We start from the raw sequence: 16796 nt of genomic DNA, 5'->3' as shown, positions 1-16796 counted from the left end.
TTAGTTTTTTAGCCTGCGTACTTCCGAGGCAAAAGATGTTTGCAGGACCCCTGAGCCTTCTGATGTTCGTAGAACTGATGATCGGCACCGAATGTGTTTGGAAACAAACCAGATTCTCTCCTCAGCAATAGATTGACCATATTTGGTTATCAGCAGGAAAGTCCCGTCTGATAGGAATTCATAATTTGAGACAGCTTTTTCAGCTTCTGCATAGCCCCTACTTCTTAAGATCACCCCTTTCTCATGGGTTTTTGGGATAGGTATTAAAAGGCATGAGCCCGATGTGACCTCTGACTTTACATTTGGCTCCCAGTCACTTTCAGCTTGCCATTCCATTTTGAACGGCGATACGGGCATGCTGTTGTGACTTGTCGTGGACTTGAGGAGTTGGATAACTTCCGGATCTTCGCTATTGACCTTTTGGATGCGAATCTCGCTTAGTACTTCCTCAAATTGTTGGAAGGCTAGTGAATGGCTACTTCGCATTGACCGCCATGTACCTTCACTTTGAGCAACGAACTGCTCAATGTTCATCAAGAGATTCGTTTGAGTCTTCGTTTTGACCACTTGGCTGATTGCCACTGGCTTTTTGAATCATGCGTACCATGGAGTCAACCATCATCGACATTGCCATGGGAATTTCTTTCCCTGAGGGGGTTAGGGCAGATTGATCACCCGGTTGTTCACTTGAAGGGGGGCGAAACAGAGGCATGGGGAAAGTCGGTGATGGAAAGTTCAGTTTGTCGCCCTGTCGACAGCTCAATGGTTTGCAGGGAAATCATCTCCCTTTGGCCATGATAAACAAGCAAGAGGTGTCTTCCTGTGAGCTGGAAGCCAAAATCTTTAATTGTTTTCAGTTTGCATGGCTTCATGATTTTTTTGGCTTGGATATAAGGTCATCAACCTATAGATTCATCCTTGTCAGTCGCTAGCAGGCGAGAGAAGAAGAGCAATCAGGGGTCGCTTAGGTATAAATACTTGCGGGCCGCCTTGCTCGCTTTCTCTGCCCGGCCATTGACCCAGGCGATTGCCCTAACTAAAACAAGCTCTATCTAATCTCTGGAAAATTACGCCACCAGTCAATCGCTTCTTGCTTCATCTGCTCAAGCTTGTCTTGGTCTCGAGTAGAAATTGGAGAATAGTGATGAAACCAACTTTGACTCGTTGAAGCTTCTGAGATGGACAGGCAGCGTGGCACCGATACCATCGGCAAGATTCTTTCTGGGAGGAAATAACTGATGACGGTCAGTGAAAACAAGGCCTCTTTTGAAAAGTTGCTTAGTAAGCAACTGCATGGTTTTAGTCAGTTGAGTGAGGCCTTGATTTTGAGGCTGATTCAGCTTGAAGAAAGGGTCGCGACACTTGAGAGTAGTCAATGTTTGAAAGATGATGGCTGCCATGAAGCCACTAAAAAGCTCCTTGTTGATAGTGAGGAGCGCGTGAGGCACCTTCAGGGGCTTTTAGACGTTGATCCAGACCTATGTACCTCGTTCAACCTCGCTTACGCTATTTCATCAGAAGGGCAGACCCTTCAAGAGGTTAAGCCTGAGAATAGTGAATCAGACCAAACCTTTAATTTGAAGACAGAAGATTTCCAGGCAGAGGGGAATTTTGATCAGTGTCTTGAGAATGGGGATGGGGCTTCTGACGATGATGTTGGCGATACTCAATGCGTGGAGGATGCGCAAACAAATCTGCTTTTAGCCTGATCTATTTTTTAGATCAGATCAAGAAGTCGGATGCGAAATTGAGCCACTTCTTTGGCAATGGATGGAGATCCCAATAGGAATGGGTGGTCTTTGATCGTTTCTAGGACTAGATTTAGTTTAGTCTCCTGACTAAGCTTATTTACCTCTTTTTTAGACTGATAGTTCTTCCAGGCCTCATCAAATATCATCGCAAAATTGTCTGCATTATTGAACAGGCGGTCGCTCTTTTCGTTGGACGCAGAGAAAGACACGGCAATGGGCATCTTAAATTGATGCCAGGACCCAGATTTGAACTGGGGACACGGCGATTTTCAGTCGCCTGCTCTACCAACTGAGCTATCCCGGCTAGTCGCCTTCGCGACCTCGGAATCTTAAATCACTGGGTGAGGCAAAGCCTTGCCAGGGTGGTGATGAAATCATTGCCTTAGGCCGCTGGGTCAGCAACCTTGCTGTGGCGCAAACCCAATCGCGTCTTGGCGGCGATGATCATGATGCTTCAGGGGGCAGTCCAAAGCTCATCAGTAGATCAGCAGTGGCGTTGTCGTTCCTGCTTTGATGGTGAGCTTGTTTTTTGCCATCAAAGCCTTCTGCCTGATCGATCGCTCTAGTCTTTGCGGTGATGAGCTACGCACTGTGATTCAGGCGTTTTAGCTCGCAGTTCTTTCCATCTTCGATTAGCAGAAAACCGACTCACACCCTCCCTTCTATGACTTGATGCTCGGGGGCTGGGGGCAGTCTTTTGGACAAAGCGCTATCAGTCTGCGTGTTTCCTCCTGGTTGGCCCATCTGGCTAGAGGAATTCTCATGGTTACTCAGGCTGCCGGTGTGGCTCGGTGTCGTGTTCGAGCAGTTGATCTTGTCGCTCTGTTGGCTTTCTGCCATTCCCTGCCCTATGCGCTTTTTAATTGAAGGTAAAGGCCATGCCCTGTTGGTATCTCTGACGGCGTTTGCTCTTTTGACTCGTGGCCTAATTCTTGACCATGCATCTTTTCGGCTAAAGCTAAACATTGCCTCTGGACTGGCAGTCGCCCTGTTGGCCAGACTCATCCATTGCGAATGGTTTTGGGGTTGTATTTGCTCTTTTGTTTTGGGGTTTTTGCCAGGCAGATCGCACCACCTACAGTAATGCCAAGATTCTGCAAGCAATTTCTGGCTGTCAGAGCTGTGGCACCAGTGGTGAGGATGTCATCAACAATCCAAACCCGATGAAAGGACCAGTCAGTTGCGTTGTTGCTAAGGCCTGGCACCGCTTCGAATGAATGAATTTGATTTCGCTGGCGTAGCTGTCTGTCGAGATGGTGTTGTCCCACGGTTGCATGGCGGCGGCGTAAGAGGCCATGGCAGGGACGGCATAAGCCACTGGCCAGAAGTTGGGGTACAGGATTTGCTCGGCTTAGGCTTTTCCAGCTTGGAATCGGGACCAGCACAGCGTTGATGGGGACGAGCGGGGTCAGCAGTTTTGCTAAGGCGTGGATCGCTGAGAGCTTCCGATTGCGACGCAGATTCAACAACAGCCGGCGGAGATGACCTTCGTACCAACCCAGCGCCCGCCAGTTCAGGGGACTGAAGCCTCTTAAGCCATCGGCTGGTAGATCGAGTTTCATGCAACAGTTCAGGCAAGGCTTGGAACACTCGGCATCTGAGGTAATCGCTGCTCGGCAGATGGGGCACTGGGGTTGCATGAGCAGGGCATGACCTGCTCGCATCAGGGATGAAAGCAATGCAGTTCAGCTTCTGAAGCAAGGATTCCCCTCGTTCTTTTGGCAGGGTTCCCTTATGAGGCAATATCAGCCAGATGATTTCGGCATGGCTTTCAGCATGGCCACCAGAGTGTGATGGGCATCTTCACTATCGGTGAGAGTGTGGTCGAACTTGATCTCTAAGGCATCCCCATCCACTTCAAGTTCCATCTTTTCTGAGGTAATTAAAATCATCTTGGCTGTTTGGGGGTCTTTAATTCCTCCGTAGTAACGCGCATAATTCATAACAGCTTCGGCATGGTCGCCATTCATGTGGCGACAGATGCGTGCACTGACATCAGGGGTGAGGGGATCGGAGCTCATCAGCAGTGATGTTGGAAATTTTGAGACTAGAGATTGGAGAGCCTGAAGTGAGCTCTTCCCACTAGGAGTTAGTCAAAGCGCTGATCAAGAAGGAAGTCTCTCTAGTTGATCACATTGAAGCTCATTGAACTTATCTTCATAACAACCAGTCCAGTCAAAATGTGGTTATGCCATTTGGTTAGCACCATTCAGAGCTGGTGATCCGCTTCTTGCTTGGTACTAACCAAGTTGTGTTGAGGAGAGATCGCTTGCAAGGCCAGACGGGCGACTCCGGCAGCTGGTGGGTTGGTGCAAGTCTTGACGGGTATGCCAAGGATCCGCTCTCTTAATCGACGCCATTGGGGATTGCGGGCACCCCCTCCCAGGCTGATCACTTGCTTGGGAGGGGGTGCGCCAAGTTCTTTGAGACGTTGCCAACCTTGCAATTCGATGTGTGCGAGGCCTTCGAGCAGGCCATGGAGGTAGAGGGAATCGCTCACAGGTCGTGGAGTTAGCTGTGGTTCGAGTGTGGGGTCGTCAATTGGGAAGCGTTCGCCGGGGCCGGGAAGAGGGCGCAGCATTAGACCACTGTTGAACTCTGGATTGATCTGGCGGCTTAACTCTTTGAGCTGAGTATCACTGAACAGTTGTCGAAGGACGCTGCCCCCGGCATTGGAGGCTCCGCCGCAGAGCCATCGTCCGCCAACGCGATGGTTGGTGATGCCAGCACCACGGATTGGACCTTCCGTAAAACGTTTCAGCACAAGAGTGCTGCCCAGCACGGTAATGCCGTCGTCGGGACCTGCATTAGCAGTTAAAACAGCAGCATTGGCGTCGGTGGTCCCTGCTACTACGAGGAGTTGTTTCGGTAGGCCAAGGCTTTGGGACTGCTCAGGTGCCACCGTACCCAGAACTTTGCCGCTGCTTACGATCTCAGGAAGTGCTGCCCGCCAGGCTGTCTCGGCAAAGCTGGTAGGCCAGGCCTGATTAATCAAATTCCAGCCCAAGCGCAGGTTGTTGCCTTCTTCTCCCCAGCACCAATTGTCTAGCAACCAGCCGCTGATCCAGTCCGCTTGATGGCGAAGCAGAACAGAGGGGCCATGTGTGCTGATGAGTCGTAGAGCTCTTGCCAGGCTGCTGCTCACACTTGAGGCTGGTTCTTCATGGGATACAAGGGAGATGAGTGTTGGCCTTTGTTCCGGGCAGCTCAGGTGATATGGCAGGGCTGTGTCGAGTGGTTTGCCAGAGCGGTCGCAGGCCAGCAGTGTTCCTGATGTTCCATCGATAGCGATTGCACCCAGGTTTTGTCGCAGGCTGCTAGGTAAAGCACGAATCAGCTCTGAGCAGCAGGTTTTCCAGTCTTCAGGACTCTCAAGCCCTTTTGGATAGTCCGCTTTTCTTGTTTGGATCAGCTTGCCGTGCTCGTTGAGCACGGCAAGCCGTACGCCGCTGGTGCCAAGGTCGATGCCGAGCGCCAGGGACGAGTTAGGCATGGGGTTTCTAGAGGCTGCTTCCCTGTTTGTGTTGTTGGGCCTCTGCTTGAAGCAGAGTGGAGGCCTTGTCAGTAACGTCTTCCCAGGGAAGCTTTAGATCAGGGCGGCCGAAGTGGCCATAGGCAGCAGTGTCTTGGTAGAACCGTCCTCCGCGTTGTTGAGGCAGCTGTCGTAGCTTGAATTGTTCAATGATGGCACCAGGTCGCAGGTCAAAATGGTCTTGCACCAAGGCTGTGAGTTCGTCATTCGTCACTTTTCCGGTGCCAAAAGATTCCACTAGGATCGAGACGGGTTTAGCCACGCCAATGGCATAGCTCAGTTGCACCTCTGCACGTTGAGCGAGGTCTGCTGCTACAAGACACTTGGCCACAAATCGTGCGGCGTAGGCGGCAGAGCGGTCTACTTTGGTTGGGTCTTTGCCGGAAAAGGCTCCACCACCATGGCGGGCATAGCCGCCGTAGGTATCTACGATGATCTTTCGGCCAGTAAGGCCAGCATCCCCCTGGGGGCCTCCTACCACAAACTTACCGGTTGGATTGACTAAAAAGCGGGTCGCCTCTCGATTGGGTTTGAGGGGGAGGTCAGCAGTCGCTGGTTCTACGACATGGGTCCAGAGGTCTTGAGTGATCCGCTCACGGATTCCATTCTCATCCGAGAGGCCCTCTACCTCCGAGGTGTGTTGAGTGGAGATCAAAATCGTGTCGATCGCGACAGGACGGTCGTTTTCGTAGACCACACTGACTTGGGTCTTCCCATCAGGTAGCAAGTAGCTCAGAGACCCGTCATGACGGACTGCAGCGAGTTGACGGGCAAGGCGATGGGCGAGGCTGATGGGTAAGGGCATCAGCTCAGGGGTCTCGTCGCAGGCGTAGCCAAACATGATCCCTTGGTCTCCGGCTCCCACCTTGTCAAGAGGGTCACCTGAATGGTCGTCGGCTTCATTAACCCCTTGGGCGATGTCTGGTGATTGTTGATCCAGGGCAACGAGCACGGCGCAACTCGTGGCATCAAACCCACCTGCACGAGCACCGCTATAGCCAATCTCGCGGATTACGTTCCTAACAAGATGGATGAAATCAACCTGGGCGTTTGAGGTCACTTCGCCTGTAATGAGGCAGAGCCCTGTATTGACAACTGTTTCACAGGCAACTCGGCTGCTGGGGTCTTGAGCGAGTAGGGCGTCTAGAACGGCATCACTCACTTGATCACAGATCTTGTCGGGATGCCCTTCTGTGACGGACTCAGAGGTGAAGACGTAACGGCTCATGGAGAACTGAAGTTATGCGTAATTTTAGGGTCTGCCTTGACGGCTACTTGACGGCTAGATCATTCCAGTGGTGGATAAGGTGGTGGTAGTTCGTCAGTTTTGGTGGTTGATTCCAGCCGGCCATGTAACCAAGGCTGAGACCTATACCAGCCTGTCGAGCCATCTGTAAATCGGAATCGGAATCACCAATCAAGGCGCACTGGGCGGGGGCTAATCCCATTAACTGGCAGAGTCTTTTGACGGCATTTGGACTGGGCTTAGCTGGTCGATGCTCAGCGCTCCAGAGCTCGGTCACCGTGTCATGAAGATTGTTTTGGTTCAGGAAGGTCTCAATCCCTGAGGCGCTGTCATTGCTAATCACGGCGCAGATCACCCCTTGTTGTCGCAGCGCTTGCAAGACCGTAAGGGCACCTGGTAGCAGACTCCTTGTTGTTACTAGGCAGGGCACTTCATTCTCAAGAGCATCCACAGCTGCGAACACTTCATTGGCCAGAGCAAGAGCCTGTGGCCAGCCTTCTCCGAGCAGACAGAACACCGTTGCTGTGGAGATTAAGTTGTGATGCCTTGACGCTACGGCGATGGTTCCGCCTGGATCGAGTCCTTCAGCGTTGAGGCCATAGGCAGCAGAGAGAAGCTCCTCAATTTTGCAAACCACACTTTCGCTGGCATTCCCTCCGTGAAACCGACGAATGGCTTGTTCGATTCTTCCCTTTGCCAGAGTGAGCAGATGGGGTTCGCTATGGCAAAGGGTGCCATCCTTGTCGAACAGCACCCCTTGGATCTTGCCGATGGGCGTCCCCCTCAGCAATAGTTGAGGCATGGGCTAGCTATCAGGATTAGTCGAGGGGGACAACTTCTGGATCTTCGCCTTCCTCGGCCTGCTCGAGCAGCATTTGCTTGTAGCGGGCAGCCATTTCTTCAGCTTTGTCAAAAACCTTTTGTGGATCGGTAAGCATGTCTCCGGGTTCGGGCTCAAGGGCCTTGGTAGATAGTGAAATTCGACCTCTCTCCGCATCGAGATCGATGATCATGACCTTCATCTGATCATTCACGTTAAGAACCGAGTGGGGGGTCTCGATATGCTCGTGACTAATTTCGGAGATGTGAAGTAGGCCACTCACGCCACCGATGTCGATGAAGGCTCCGTAGGGCTTGATGCCGCGAACGGCGCCGATGACGACTTCGCCAACCTCGAGGCGATTCATCTTCCTTTCAACCAGAGCACGGCGATGGCTCAGTACCAAGCGATTGCGTTCTTCGTCGACTTCGAGGAATTTCAAAGGTAGGAAGTCCGCGACAAGCTCTTCCTTTGGCTTGCGGGTGCTGATGTGTGATCCGGGGATGAACCCTCTCAGGCCTTCCACCCTGACCAGGGCACCACCGCGATTGGTCGCAAACACTTCGGAGTAGATGGTGGCATCTTCCTTTTGGAGCTGTCTTACCCGTTCCCATGCACGTTGGTATTCGATGCGGCGGATTGAAAGGGAGAGTTGTCCGTCTTCGTTCTCCTCACTCATGATGAAGAACTCGCGGATCTCTCCAGGAAGTAAGACGTCGCTGAGTCCTTCGACCCGATTGATCGACACTTCCTGAAGGGGCATGAAGGCTGCGGTCTTGGCCCCGATGTCGATCATTGCGCCCTTTGATTCAAGGGCAAATACCGTGCCGTTGACAATGTCACCTGGCTTGAAGTTGTAGTCATACTTGCTCAGTAGTGATGCAAATTCATCGAGGGTGAATCCAGCTCCACTCAGGTCGTTTTTGGCTGCTCGGCTGCTCGGGTCATCGGCTGTTGGGACATCCTCTGGAATGCTCAGGTCTTCTTCAACCAAGGCTTGCTTGGCAGCTTCGGCTGTTTCAGAAGTGGTATTGATTACCTGCTCGCTGCTAGTGCTATCAGCAGCAGAGTCCTGAACTTGTTCAGTAGGAGTCGCAGACATTGTTGGATGGCGGTCTGCCCTATGGCAGTGCGCAAGGAAATCCGAGTGGCCCGCCGACCTTTCGGAATTAATTGATCACTCTACAGATTGACTCCTTATTCTCAGCGAACGGCTGCGAGCTGTTCCTTGTTGGCATGAATGCCTTCAAGTGCTGCTACGAAATCATTAACTCCACGGAAATCACGATATACCGACGCAAAGCGTACGTAAGCGACCTCGCTCATTTCCGATAGTTGGTCCAAAACCATTTCGCCGATTTCAGCACTATTCACTTCACGCCCACTTCTTTGCTGAAGTTGCAGTTCAAGCTCGTTCACCATTGACTCAAGTCTGTCTTGCTCGAGACCGGTTTTTTGACAGGCCAGCGTAAGGCCATTAAGGATTTTACTGCGATTGAAAATCTCCCTATTGCCATTACGCTTCAAAACTGTGATTGGAACAGTTTCGACGCGTTCGTAGGTCGTGAAGCGAAAGTCGCAATGTAAGCATTCACGGCGCCTTCTTACACTTCGCCCGGCATCAGCAGCGCGGGATTCAAGTACCCGACTATCAGTGTTTTGGCAGGAGGGGCATTGCATGCCCGTAAGACTCCAAACTTAGTGAACTAAGTCTAGACAGTAATTCGAGCCTTGAGAAGGACCTGTTGAACTGCATTCTCAGGCTTTAGTGCTGTAAATCCTTTGCGAGACAATGAGACTGCATGATTATTTGGATCAACGAGATTGGAGGAAGAAGTGCTTAAAGACAAAAAAAGCCCCGCTTCGGCGGGGCTTTGAAGAGATTGGCGTTTTATTTGCCACTGTCTTTGCCGATTTTCGGCGGATCACGGAATGCAACCGCGAAGAACAGAGTGGCAACCACCAGGGTCATTAAGAGGGTGTAAGCAAAAGCATCCATTGAGAGTCTCCGTAAGGTCGATCAGCTGAAGGTGTAGTTCCTGTGGAAGGCTTAAGTTTGCCCTGGAACGCGACGAGTAGAAGCGTCGCCCAACTTTTGGAAAACACCGAATTCAACTTGGTCGCCAAGGTCAGGATCGATACCGGCAAACACATCGCGGTACAAGGTCCTAGCTGCATGCCACCAGTGGCCGAATAGGAACAAGAGCGCAAAGTTGACGTGAGCAAAGGTGAACCAGCCTCGAGGTGAGCTTCGGAAAACACCATCCGAAGCATAGGTCTCGCGGTCGAAAGTAAAGGCTTCACCAAGTTGAGCCTTGCGAGCCAGACGCTTCACATCAGCGGTATCAGTGAAGGTTTTCCCATCCATGGAACCGCCATAGATGGTTGCCGTTACGCCTTGCTGCTCAAAGGAATTCTTTGCTTCAGCACGGCGGAAGGGGATGTCAGCACGCACGACGCCATTCTGATCTTCAAGTAACACAGGGAAGTTCTCGAAGAAATTAGGGATGCGACGTACCTGCAGATCATTGCCTGCCTTGTCTTTGAAGGTGATGTGGCCGAGCCAGCCAGTAGCAAGACCGTCGCCATTCACCATGGCACCAACCCTAAATAGACCACCCTTTGCAGGGCTGTTACCTACGTAGTCGTAGAAGGCAAGCTTCTCAGGGATAGCGGCATATGCCGCCTCTTGAGTAGCGCCTTCATCCATGGCTGACTGGACACGACGGTTGATTTCAGTTCTGTAGAAATTTTGGTCCCACTGATAACGGGTAGGTCCAAACAGTTCAACAGGTGTGGCTGCAGATCCGTACCACATCGTTCCTGAAACGATGAAGGCAATTGCGCAAACAGCAGCACAACCACTGGCTAAGACTGTTTCGATATTGCCCATGCGAAGGGCTTTGTAAAGCCTTTCAGGTGGGCGGTTGAGCATTTGGAAATGGCCACCAAGGAATCCAAAGATTCCTGCAGCAATGTGGTTCGCCACAATGCCGCCTGGGCTGAAGGGGTTAAATCCTGCAGCACCCCATTCGGGCGCGACATTCTCCATATGACCTGTTAGTCCATAGGAATCAGAGACCCACATCCCAGGACCATAAAGTCCAGATAGATGGAAGGCTCCAAAGCCGAAGCAAACAGCACCTGCAAGTGTCAGGTGGATGCCGAAGATTTTTGGAAGGTCTAAAGCAGGTTCTTGAGTACGTGGATCTAGCCAAAGATCAAGATCCCAGTAGGTCCAGTGCCAGATTGCGGCCAGCATTAACAGGCCACTGAAGATGATGTGAGCGGCAGCAACACCTTCGAAGCTCCAGAGGCCTGGATCAACACCGGTTTCACCGGTGATGCTCCAGCCCCCCCAGCTGCCAGTAATTCCGCAGCGGGTCATGAACGGCATGACATACATGCCTTGCCGCCACATGGGGTTGAGGACGGGATCCGAAGGATCGAAGATGGCTAATTCGTAGAGGGCCATGGAGCCGGCCCAGCCGGCTAACAGGGCTGTGTGCATGAGGTGCACGGCCAGAAGTCGGCCGGGGTCGTTGATGACGACCGTGTGCACCCGATACCAGGGCAATCCCATGGGTCAGGTTCGGGGGAACGAAACGAAGCTGCTAATGCAGCCAGACCCGCAGATCGTAAGACGTGCACCATTAAGTGTGGAGAAGGTTGTCGCTAGCTGCAACGTGCAGTGATACATGAATAGCTCTTAAAAGAGTGGGTTTGGAGGGCTATCGATTTCCTCAGGCTGAGGTTTTGCTGATATTCAGGCTTGGTTACAAACTGCAATGCCGCGCTTGAGACAAAATGGGTTGTCTTTTGCGTTCCAGATCCATGCCCATCATTCGCTTTGTCCGGGAAGGCAAAGATGTTGAGTGCAAGCAAGGCGAAAATCTCAGGGAGGTTGCTTTGCGCGAGGGGATGGAGCTCTATGGGCTGAAAGGAAAGTTGGGGAACTGTGGAGGTTGTGGTCAGTGCATTACTTGTTTTGTTGGAATTGAGGGGGAAAGCAAAGTTGGTGCGCTTTCACCACGAACTGAGGTTGAGGAAATCAAGCTCAAGCGCCGCCCTGAGAATTGGCGCCTTGCTTGTCAGACCATTGTTATGTCGTCAGTGATCGTCGTGACTCGACCACAGGAAGCCCTGCTTAATGCCAAGAGTCGACTTGAGGCGGCGCGTGCGCAAAAGCTGTCTTAATAGGCCATCAAACCCCTCGAATCAGAGGGGTTTGATGGTTTGATCTCAGCTGGTTTTGAAAGGGCGTGGGCTGCTACGCCCGGTGACGAGGCTTGAGCAGATTGCAGTTTGGGTAGCTTGCGGGTGATACTTTCCCGGAGTAATCCTCTGCGGCCATGCCTGTAAACAACTTCGGCTTCCTAGCCACCCTTCTGTTCGTAGCGGTTCCGATGTTGTTTCTGATTGGTCTTTACATCCAGACCAACAGCAACAAAAGCTGATCAACTTCTTGCTGGTTTGAAGGCCATCCGCTTGCCAGTCTCAACTGCGTTCTTGGTCCTGGTCAATCAGGACTAAAGCGGTTTCATCAACTCAGGTGAAGTTGCTCCCCGGAACTCCCAACCAGCGTGTCGAGGTCCCAAAGGCCCTTGATCAGTTCTTGTTGGCGACTCTCTCCCAAGCAATTGAAACTAGATCTGCGTTCGCTTCAACCGCCATCTTGGCCACCCTCGCTTTGATTCATCCTTGCTTGATGGGTGTACCCATTGCGTTGGGGCTGATTCTCATCAACTTGCCAATGTCTCGGCGGGGAAGGGGTTGCAGCTCTTTTGGTGGGGTTCCACGATCTAGCTGGACAGCTTTCAGGAATCCAGACTTAGCCGACAGATATCAGCTGTTTTGAACTTGGGAAGGTCAGTTCGGGTAGAGCATTTTCAGCATTGCTTCCAGCTAGTTCTTGGTCAGTAGGTTCTTTTGCAAGCTTTACCAGGCTTTGCAGCAGCCTATGGCGAGTGAGTTAGGAGTTCAGCATGCTGATGAAGAGTGAGAAGACTCAGCCTTGGAAGTTGCGTAGGCGGGTGTTACCGCAGCACACAGATCACGCTGGGGTGATGTGGCATGGGGCCTATGTGGCATGGCTGGAGGAGGCTCGAGTGGAGGCTTTGGCGCAGGTAGGTTTGCCCTATGCGCGCATCTCCGCAGCCGGATTGGAGATGCCTGTGGTGCGTCTTGAGATTCACTATCGTCGTGCGCTTCGCCATGGTGAGCTGGTAGAGCTGGAGAGTTGGTCTCTGCCCTGCGATGGGGTGCGATGGCCCTGGTTCACAGTTTTTGCATCGGAGGCAGGGGATCGGGTCGCTGATGCTCAGGTGGATCTTGTGCTGCTCAATGTCATGGGCTCGAGGCGGCGGGTGCTACGTCAACCCCCAGAGCCTCTTGCGAGTGCTTTACGGCAACTACAACAGGGGGCCGAACCTCGCCTGTAAGATAATTAGTTTATATGTACTATTTCGCTGGTGGAATCTCGGCATTGGTGGTGGCTTTGGAGTCGCTGTCCAGGGATTGGAGCTGCTCGAATGGGGGACCTCGAGGCGCTAGGCCAGGCTCACGAGGTCAGTCTGGCTGAGCTATGGACTTGGCCTGAGGAAAGGTTGCGCAAGGTGCTCTCCTGGCCGACAGCCTTGTTCAAAGACTTGAGCCTCCACCGCAGCAAGTGGGGAATTTGTCCAAGTGTCGACGTGCCGGAGGATGTCTTGTTGCCTGTGGATGTGCTTTGGCCGGAAGGGTTTCGTGCCTTGAAGCGCCCTCCTTTGGCGCTTTTTTGGCAGGGCCGGCAGGAGCTTTTGGGATGTCTTGGGGCCCGTAGGGCGATAGCAATTGTTGGCACACGACGGCCTTCGAACCATGGTTTGCGTGTGGCGGAAGCATTGGGTCGTGCTTTGGCACTAGCGGGTTGGCCTGTGATTAGTGGCCTTGCAGAAGGGATTGATGCGGCTGCCCATCGCGGCTGTTTGGAAGGCGGTGGTGCGCCTGTGGGCGTGCTGGGCACACCGTTGCATAAGGTCTATCCCCGGCAGAATGAGGGCCTTCAAGCTCTGGTAGCGGCTCAAGGGCTGCTAGTCACAGAGCAGCCCCGGGAGACTTTGGTCAAGCGCGGTTGTTTTGCTGCCCGTAATCGCCTATTGGTGGCCTTGGCAAAGGCTGTGGTCGTCGTCGAGTGCCCCGAGAGAAGTGGAGCCTTAATTACAGCGCGGCGGGCAATAGAGCAGCAATGTCAGCTGTTGGTCGTGCCCGGAGATGCAAGGCGATGGTCGGCTCTCGGTAGCAATGCTTTGTTGTTGGATCAGGCTTCCCCTTTGCTAAGCCCTGAAGCTCTTGTCAAACAACTTGGTGCTGGTCCGCTGGCGGTTCATTCTCCTTCGGTTGCTGTTGATTTGTCTGGTTCTCGCTCTAGCGCACCAGCCGGCCAGCATGGCAATACAGCACTGTTAAAGGCCATTGGCGATGGGGCGTCCCTGGAGGATTTGATGACCTGTCTGAATCTGTCTTCGGCGCGATTGACAGAACAATTGCTTCAGTTGGAGCTGCAGGGGGTTTTGGTGGCAGAGCCTGGGTTGTATTGGCGTTTGGCCTAGCCTGTTTCGATGGCATTGCTGGAGATTTCCGCAGCAGAGCTATTGGCCTGGCGTCGTTTGCAGTTGGCTGAAGGAGGCCGTGCTGTTGATTTTGACTGGTTGCTTGATTTGGGTGGAGGTTTGCGCTGGAGCGATCTTCAGCAGCTTTATCTCGACCCACGCCGTTCAGTGCTGCTTGAGCGATCTCTTGATCAGCTCGCAATGATCTGGAAGCAACATCTTGATCATCACATTCCTCTTCAGCATTTGATCGGTTGCTGCCCTTGGAGGGATTTTGAGCTGGAGGTCAGTGCGGTGGCATTGATTCCCCGACAGGAGACGGAGCTGTTGGTGGATTTTGCTTTGCAAGCATTGGTTCGGAAACCTTTTGGTCGCTGGGCCGATTTGGGGACAGGGTCAGGAGCACTAGCTGTGGCGTTGGCTCGCGCTCTCCCTGTTTGGCGTGGACATGCAGTTGATTGCAGCATCGAGGCCTTGGCTTTGGCGAAACGGAACTTGCAAAGGCTTGCGCCCCATGCCTTATGGCAGCTGCATCAGGGCAGTTGGTGGGAGCCTTTGCGGCCTTGGTGGGGAGAGTTCAGCTTGGTGCTGGTCAATCCTCCCTACATCCCAGAAGTTGTAATGGCTCAACTTGAACCCGTGGTCCGTGATCATGAGCCGCATTTGGCTCTATACGGGGGAGCCGATGGGTTGGTGGCCACTCGTCAAATCATTGCTGGTGCCATGCAGGCCTTAGAGCCTGGTGGTTGGCTGTTCTTGGAACACCACCATGACCAGAGCGATGCCGTGCTGGCTTTGATGCGTCAGCAGGGTTTGGAGAATGTGGACTACAAGTCAGATTTACTTGGGGTAAGGCGCTTTGCCATTGCTCGGCATCCTGATCATCAAGACTCTTTGAACCATGGCAGTTCTGCCCTCGGCTGTTCTTGACGCCAGTGCTTTGGCATCCAGATTGCATGCTGGTTCAGCGGCATTGTTGCCCACAGACACCTTGCCAGCTTTGGCGGCCGCTCCTGTTCACGCTGCACAGTTGTGGACGATCAAGCAGAGGTCGGCCGACAAACCTCTGATCCTGATGGGAGCTACTCCTGAAGAGTTACTTGCGCATGTTTTGCCGCTTGCTTTGGAGGATGCCTGGTCGATGGCCAGGCGCTATTGGCCAGGGGCCCTCACCTTGGTTGTACCGGCTTCGGGTGTGCTTGTTGAGGCTCTTAATCCTGGAGCTTTCACGCTTGGGTTGCGAGTGCCGGATTGTGGAATGCTGAGGAACTTGCTGAAGCAGAGCGGGCCACTAGCTACCACGAGCGCGAATTTGTCTGGATCTGCGCCCACTTTCTCGGCAGATGCTGCTCATACTTGTTTCCCAGGATTGCCATTGTTGGGGCCATTGCCATGGCCGACGCCTTCTGGTTTGGCCAGCACGGTGGTGGCTTGGCAAGGGGCCGGGCGTTGGCATGAGTTACGACGTGGTGCAGTGGTGCTTGAGCTTTGAATGAATCGCCTGATCAAGAGAGCCTGACGATTCAAATGGTCGTACCGAACTTGTTAAGAGGTGCATTTCAGAGACCACTTGAGTGATCTCTGAAACTCTTCTCCAACGCGGTGATTTGTTGAGGTTGTTGCTTGTAAAGAGAAGAGCTGTTGTTGATTGGTGCTAAAGCTTTTGCTGCTCTGCGGCCTAGTCACGAATCCCTATTCGTATCAGCCAGTTGAGTTCATCTAGCTCCTGCTTGAATTCGTCGATGTTTTTTTCACAAGTCTTGCGAAGCCTATCGAGTTGAAGATATTTTGTGCTATCTGTCTCCACATTATTCATTTGAGCTGTCAGGCTGTAAAAAGCTTTCCAGCACTCTTTTAAGACATTGTTGAGCTCACAGCCTCTATCGAACTCTGATTGAGAGAGTTTTGTGAGCTTCACCCAACACCTTGATGTGCTTTTTAAAGATAGAAATACCAGAGCCGAAGTGCCAAGACCTTAACAATAGATGCGCTTTTGGGACGTTTTGATATTTTTGTTTGAGTATTAGGCGAATTGCTGTGTATTAGATGGGCGAATGGGTTGGCAAAAAATAGCCCTGTTGAATTTGCGTTGCGTCTGCAAGTCATGCTATGTGGCCTAGGCGCTGCAGCAAGAGGTGACAGTTGCCGATTGATTTGTCTGGGGATAGTTGCATTTGCTCTTTTGTGAGACTTATGAACTGCTAATAGGAAGATTGATGATGGTGATTTGATCAATATTGTCACTCTTCCCCAGCACTTGCATTGTTTCGATCAAACAGATAGTGACCATTCGAATTTTGGTGCTAGTCGTTATTTTTTGCAAAGGCCAAAGTTTGTAAAAACTACAGAAAATCCTGCTTGAAGCTTTTTTCAAGGGAAATTTCCCTGTTGAGGAATCTCCTAATCAGCTAAAAACTTTACTACTTCGTGTTTGATGTCAAGTTCAAATGCTTTCTTGTCTAAAACTAGATCGTCTTCATTTAACCTTGGCAGCATTGACACCTAAGCGTGATTTTGTTCCTGTGATATATCCTGTTTGCAGTCTTAATGACTCGCTTTCATTATTGCCTTCGAGCAATTTCATCGTAGACAATGCAAAGTCATGCTTGGTAATAAATCACAGAGTTTATTTTTCTTGCCGCATTATCAACCACTCCATCATCGCTTTACATTGACAAGTATTTCAATAACTCTTTCTTCCGATTTTCGGCGATTATAGTTATATTGCTTTTCTTGAATTAATGTCTGATAAAGCTACCACGCTTAGAAAGGCAATCTCTAATGAGCTGTGTGAGTTTTTATCACTTCAGTTCAGAATTTTAATGTCAGTTGACTATGGTTCAGGCTTTTGCAGCAA

General features: G+C 51.8%; 20 protein-coding genes and 1 tRNA gene. 8 read left to right on the top strand and 13 right to left on the bottom strand.

The window, feature by feature from the left end; all coding sequences use genetic code 11:
• A complete protein-coding gene (locus SIB79_RS08680; RefSeq protein ID WP_063405221.1) occupies window positions 1-534 on the bottom strand; it encodes a phycobiliprotein lyase in 534 nt (177 codons plus the stop codon).
• On the bottom strand, window positions 524-712 hold the full coding sequence (locus SIB79_RS08675) for a hypothetical protein (RefSeq protein WP_041384636.1): 189 nt from the start codon (window positions 710-712) through the stop codon (window positions 524-526). Before SIB79_RS08675 ends, SIB79_RS08680 begins: the two co-directional genes overlap by 11 nt.
• 526 nt (window positions 713-1238) lie before the next feature.
• On the opposite strand from SIB79_RS08675, the gene SIB79_RS08670 reads away from it, so the two are divergent.
• Window positions 1239-1709 (top strand): hypothetical protein, encoded by a 471-nt coding sequence (locus tag SIB79_RS08670; RefSeq protein WP_063405223.1) that lies wholly within the window; start codon window positions 1239-1241, stop codon window positions 1707-1709.
• Window positions 1710-1717: 8 nt separating this feature from the next.
• Here SIB79_RS08670 and SIB79_RS08665 read toward each other — a convergent pair whose 3' ends face one another.
• Both SIB79_RS08665 and SIB79_RS08660 read right to left on the bottom strand, forming a co-directional pair.
• Window positions 1718-1972 carry a hypothetical protein gene (locus SIB79_RS08665; protein ID WP_063405225.1) on the bottom strand — a complete coding sequence of 85 codons (255 nt, stop codon included), beginning with the start codon at window positions 1970-1972 and terminating at the stop codon, window positions 1718-1720.
• Between the two features lie 10 nt (window positions 1973-1982).
• Window positions 1983-2055 (bottom strand) — tRNA-Phe (locus SIB79_RS08660).
• A 368-nt stretch (window positions 2056-2423) separates the two neighbouring features.
• On the opposite strand from SIB79_RS08660, the gene SIB79_RS08655 reads away from it, so the two are divergent.
• Window positions 2424-2618 (top strand): hypothetical protein, encoded by a 195-nt coding sequence (locus SIB79_RS08655; RefSeq protein ID WP_063405227.1) that lies wholly within the window; start codon window positions 2424-2426, stop codon window positions 2616-2618.
• A 134-nt stretch (window positions 2619-2752) separates the two neighbouring features.
• Here SIB79_RS08655 and SIB79_RS08650 read toward each other — a convergent pair whose 3' ends face one another.
• From SIB79_RS08650 to psbB, 9 genes are all read right to left on the bottom strand, one after another.
• Window positions 2753-3415, bottom strand: coding sequence for a ComF family protein (locus SIB79_RS08650; protein WP_063405229.1), 663 nt, complete (start codon window positions 3413-3415; stop codon window positions 2753-2755).
• A gap of 81 nt (window positions 3416-3496) precedes the next feature.
• Window positions 3497-3772 carry a DUF2470 domain-containing protein gene (locus SIB79_RS08645; protein ID WP_063405231.1) on the bottom strand — a complete coding sequence of 92 codons (276 nt, stop codon included), beginning with the start codon at window positions 3770-3772 and terminating at the stop codon, window positions 3497-3499.
• Window positions 3773-3960: 188 nt separating this feature from the next.
• Window positions 3961-5244, bottom strand: coding sequence for an FGGY-family carbohydrate kinase (locus SIB79_RS08640; protein WP_063405233.1), 1284 nt, complete (start codon window positions 5242-5244; stop codon window positions 3961-3963).
• Between the two features lie 7 nt (window positions 5245-5251).
• Window positions 5252-6511: a methionine adenosyltransferase gene (metK, locus tag SIB79_RS08635; RefSeq protein ID WP_063405235.1), complete on the bottom strand. Its 1260-nt coding sequence runs from the start codon at window positions 6509-6511 to the stop codon at window positions 5252-5254.
• Window positions 6512-6554: 43 nt separating this feature from the next.
• A complete protein-coding gene (locus tag SIB79_RS08630) occupies window positions 6555-7331 on the bottom strand; it encodes an HAD family hydrolase (RefSeq protein WP_063405237.1) in 777 nt (258 codons plus the stop codon).
• Between the two features lie 16 nt (window positions 7332-7347).
• Entirely contained in the window at window positions 7348-8451 is a 1104-nt protein-coding gene (locus SIB79_RS08625) for a 30S ribosomal protein S1 (protein ID WP_063405239.1), read from the bottom strand.
• A 101-nt stretch (window positions 8452-8552) separates the two neighbouring features.
• A complete protein-coding gene (gene nrdR, locus SIB79_RS08620; RefSeq protein WP_063405240.1) occupies window positions 8553-9029 on the bottom strand; it encodes a transcriptional regulator NrdR in 477 nt (158 codons plus the stop codon).
• Between the two features lie 211 nt (window positions 9030-9240).
• Window positions 9241-9348 carry a photosystem II reaction center protein T gene (locus SIB79_RS08615; protein ID WP_011131033.1) on the bottom strand — a complete coding sequence of 36 codons (108 nt, stop codon included), beginning with the start codon at window positions 9346-9348 and terminating at the stop codon, window positions 9241-9243.
• A gap of 51 nt (window positions 9349-9399) precedes the next feature.
• Window positions 9400-10932, bottom strand: coding sequence for a photosystem II chlorophyll-binding protein CP47 (gene psbB / locus SIB79_RS08610; RefSeq protein WP_063400749.1), 1533 nt, complete (start codon window positions 10930-10932; stop codon window positions 9400-9402).
• Window positions 10933-11183: 251 nt separating this feature from the next.
• On the opposite strand from psbB, the gene SIB79_RS08605 reads away from it, so the two are divergent.
• From SIB79_RS08605 to SIB79_RS08580, 6 genes are all read left to right on the top strand, one after another.
• A complete protein-coding gene (locus SIB79_RS08605) occupies window positions 11184-11546 on the top strand; it encodes a 2Fe-2S iron-sulfur cluster-binding protein (protein ID WP_041384630.1) in 363 nt (120 codons plus the stop codon).
• A 155-nt stretch (window positions 11547-11701) separates the two neighbouring features.
• Window positions 11702-11806, top strand: coding sequence for a photosystem II reaction center protein PsbM (gene psbM, locus SIB79_RS08600; protein WP_011131030.1), 105 nt, complete (start codon window positions 11702-11704; stop codon window positions 11804-11806).
• A 528-nt stretch (window positions 11807-12334) separates the two neighbouring features.
• Window positions 12335-12790 (top strand): acyl-CoA thioesterase, encoded by a 456-nt coding sequence (locus SIB79_RS08595; RefSeq protein ID WP_011131029.1) that lies wholly within the window; start codon window positions 12335-12337, stop codon window positions 12788-12790.
• 90 nt (window positions 12791-12880) lie between these two features.
• The gene (locus SIB79_RS08590; RefSeq protein WP_063405244.1) at window positions 12881-13939 is read left to right on the top strand and encodes a DNA-processing protein DprA; all 1059 of its coding nucleotides are present in this window, start codon (window positions 12881-12883) and stop codon (window positions 13937-13939) included.
• Window positions 13940-13948: 9 nt separating this feature from the next.
• Entirely contained in the window at window positions 13949-14869 is a 921-nt protein-coding gene (prmC, locus tag SIB79_RS08585) for a peptide chain release factor N(5)-glutamine methyltransferase (protein ID WP_063405246.1), read from the top strand.
• Window positions 14841-15431 (top strand): L-threonylcarbamoyladenylate synthase, encoded by a 591-nt coding sequence (locus SIB79_RS08580; protein WP_063405248.1) that lies wholly within the window; start codon window positions 14841-14843, stop codon window positions 15429-15431. The genes prmC and SIB79_RS08580 overlap by 29 nt, the downstream gene beginning before the upstream one ends.
• Window positions 15432-16796: the final 1365 nt, after the last annotated feature.

Source organism: Prochlorococcus sp. MIT 1342, assembly GCF_047304495.1.
Taxonomy (GTDB): domain Bacteria; phylum Cyanobacteriota; class Cyanobacteriia; order PCC-6307; family Cyanobiaceae; genus Prochlorococcus; species Prochlorococcus marinus_D.
The sequence above is the reverse complement of the archived record's forward strand: the minus strand, read 5'-3'. Positions and strand labels throughout refer to the sequence as shown.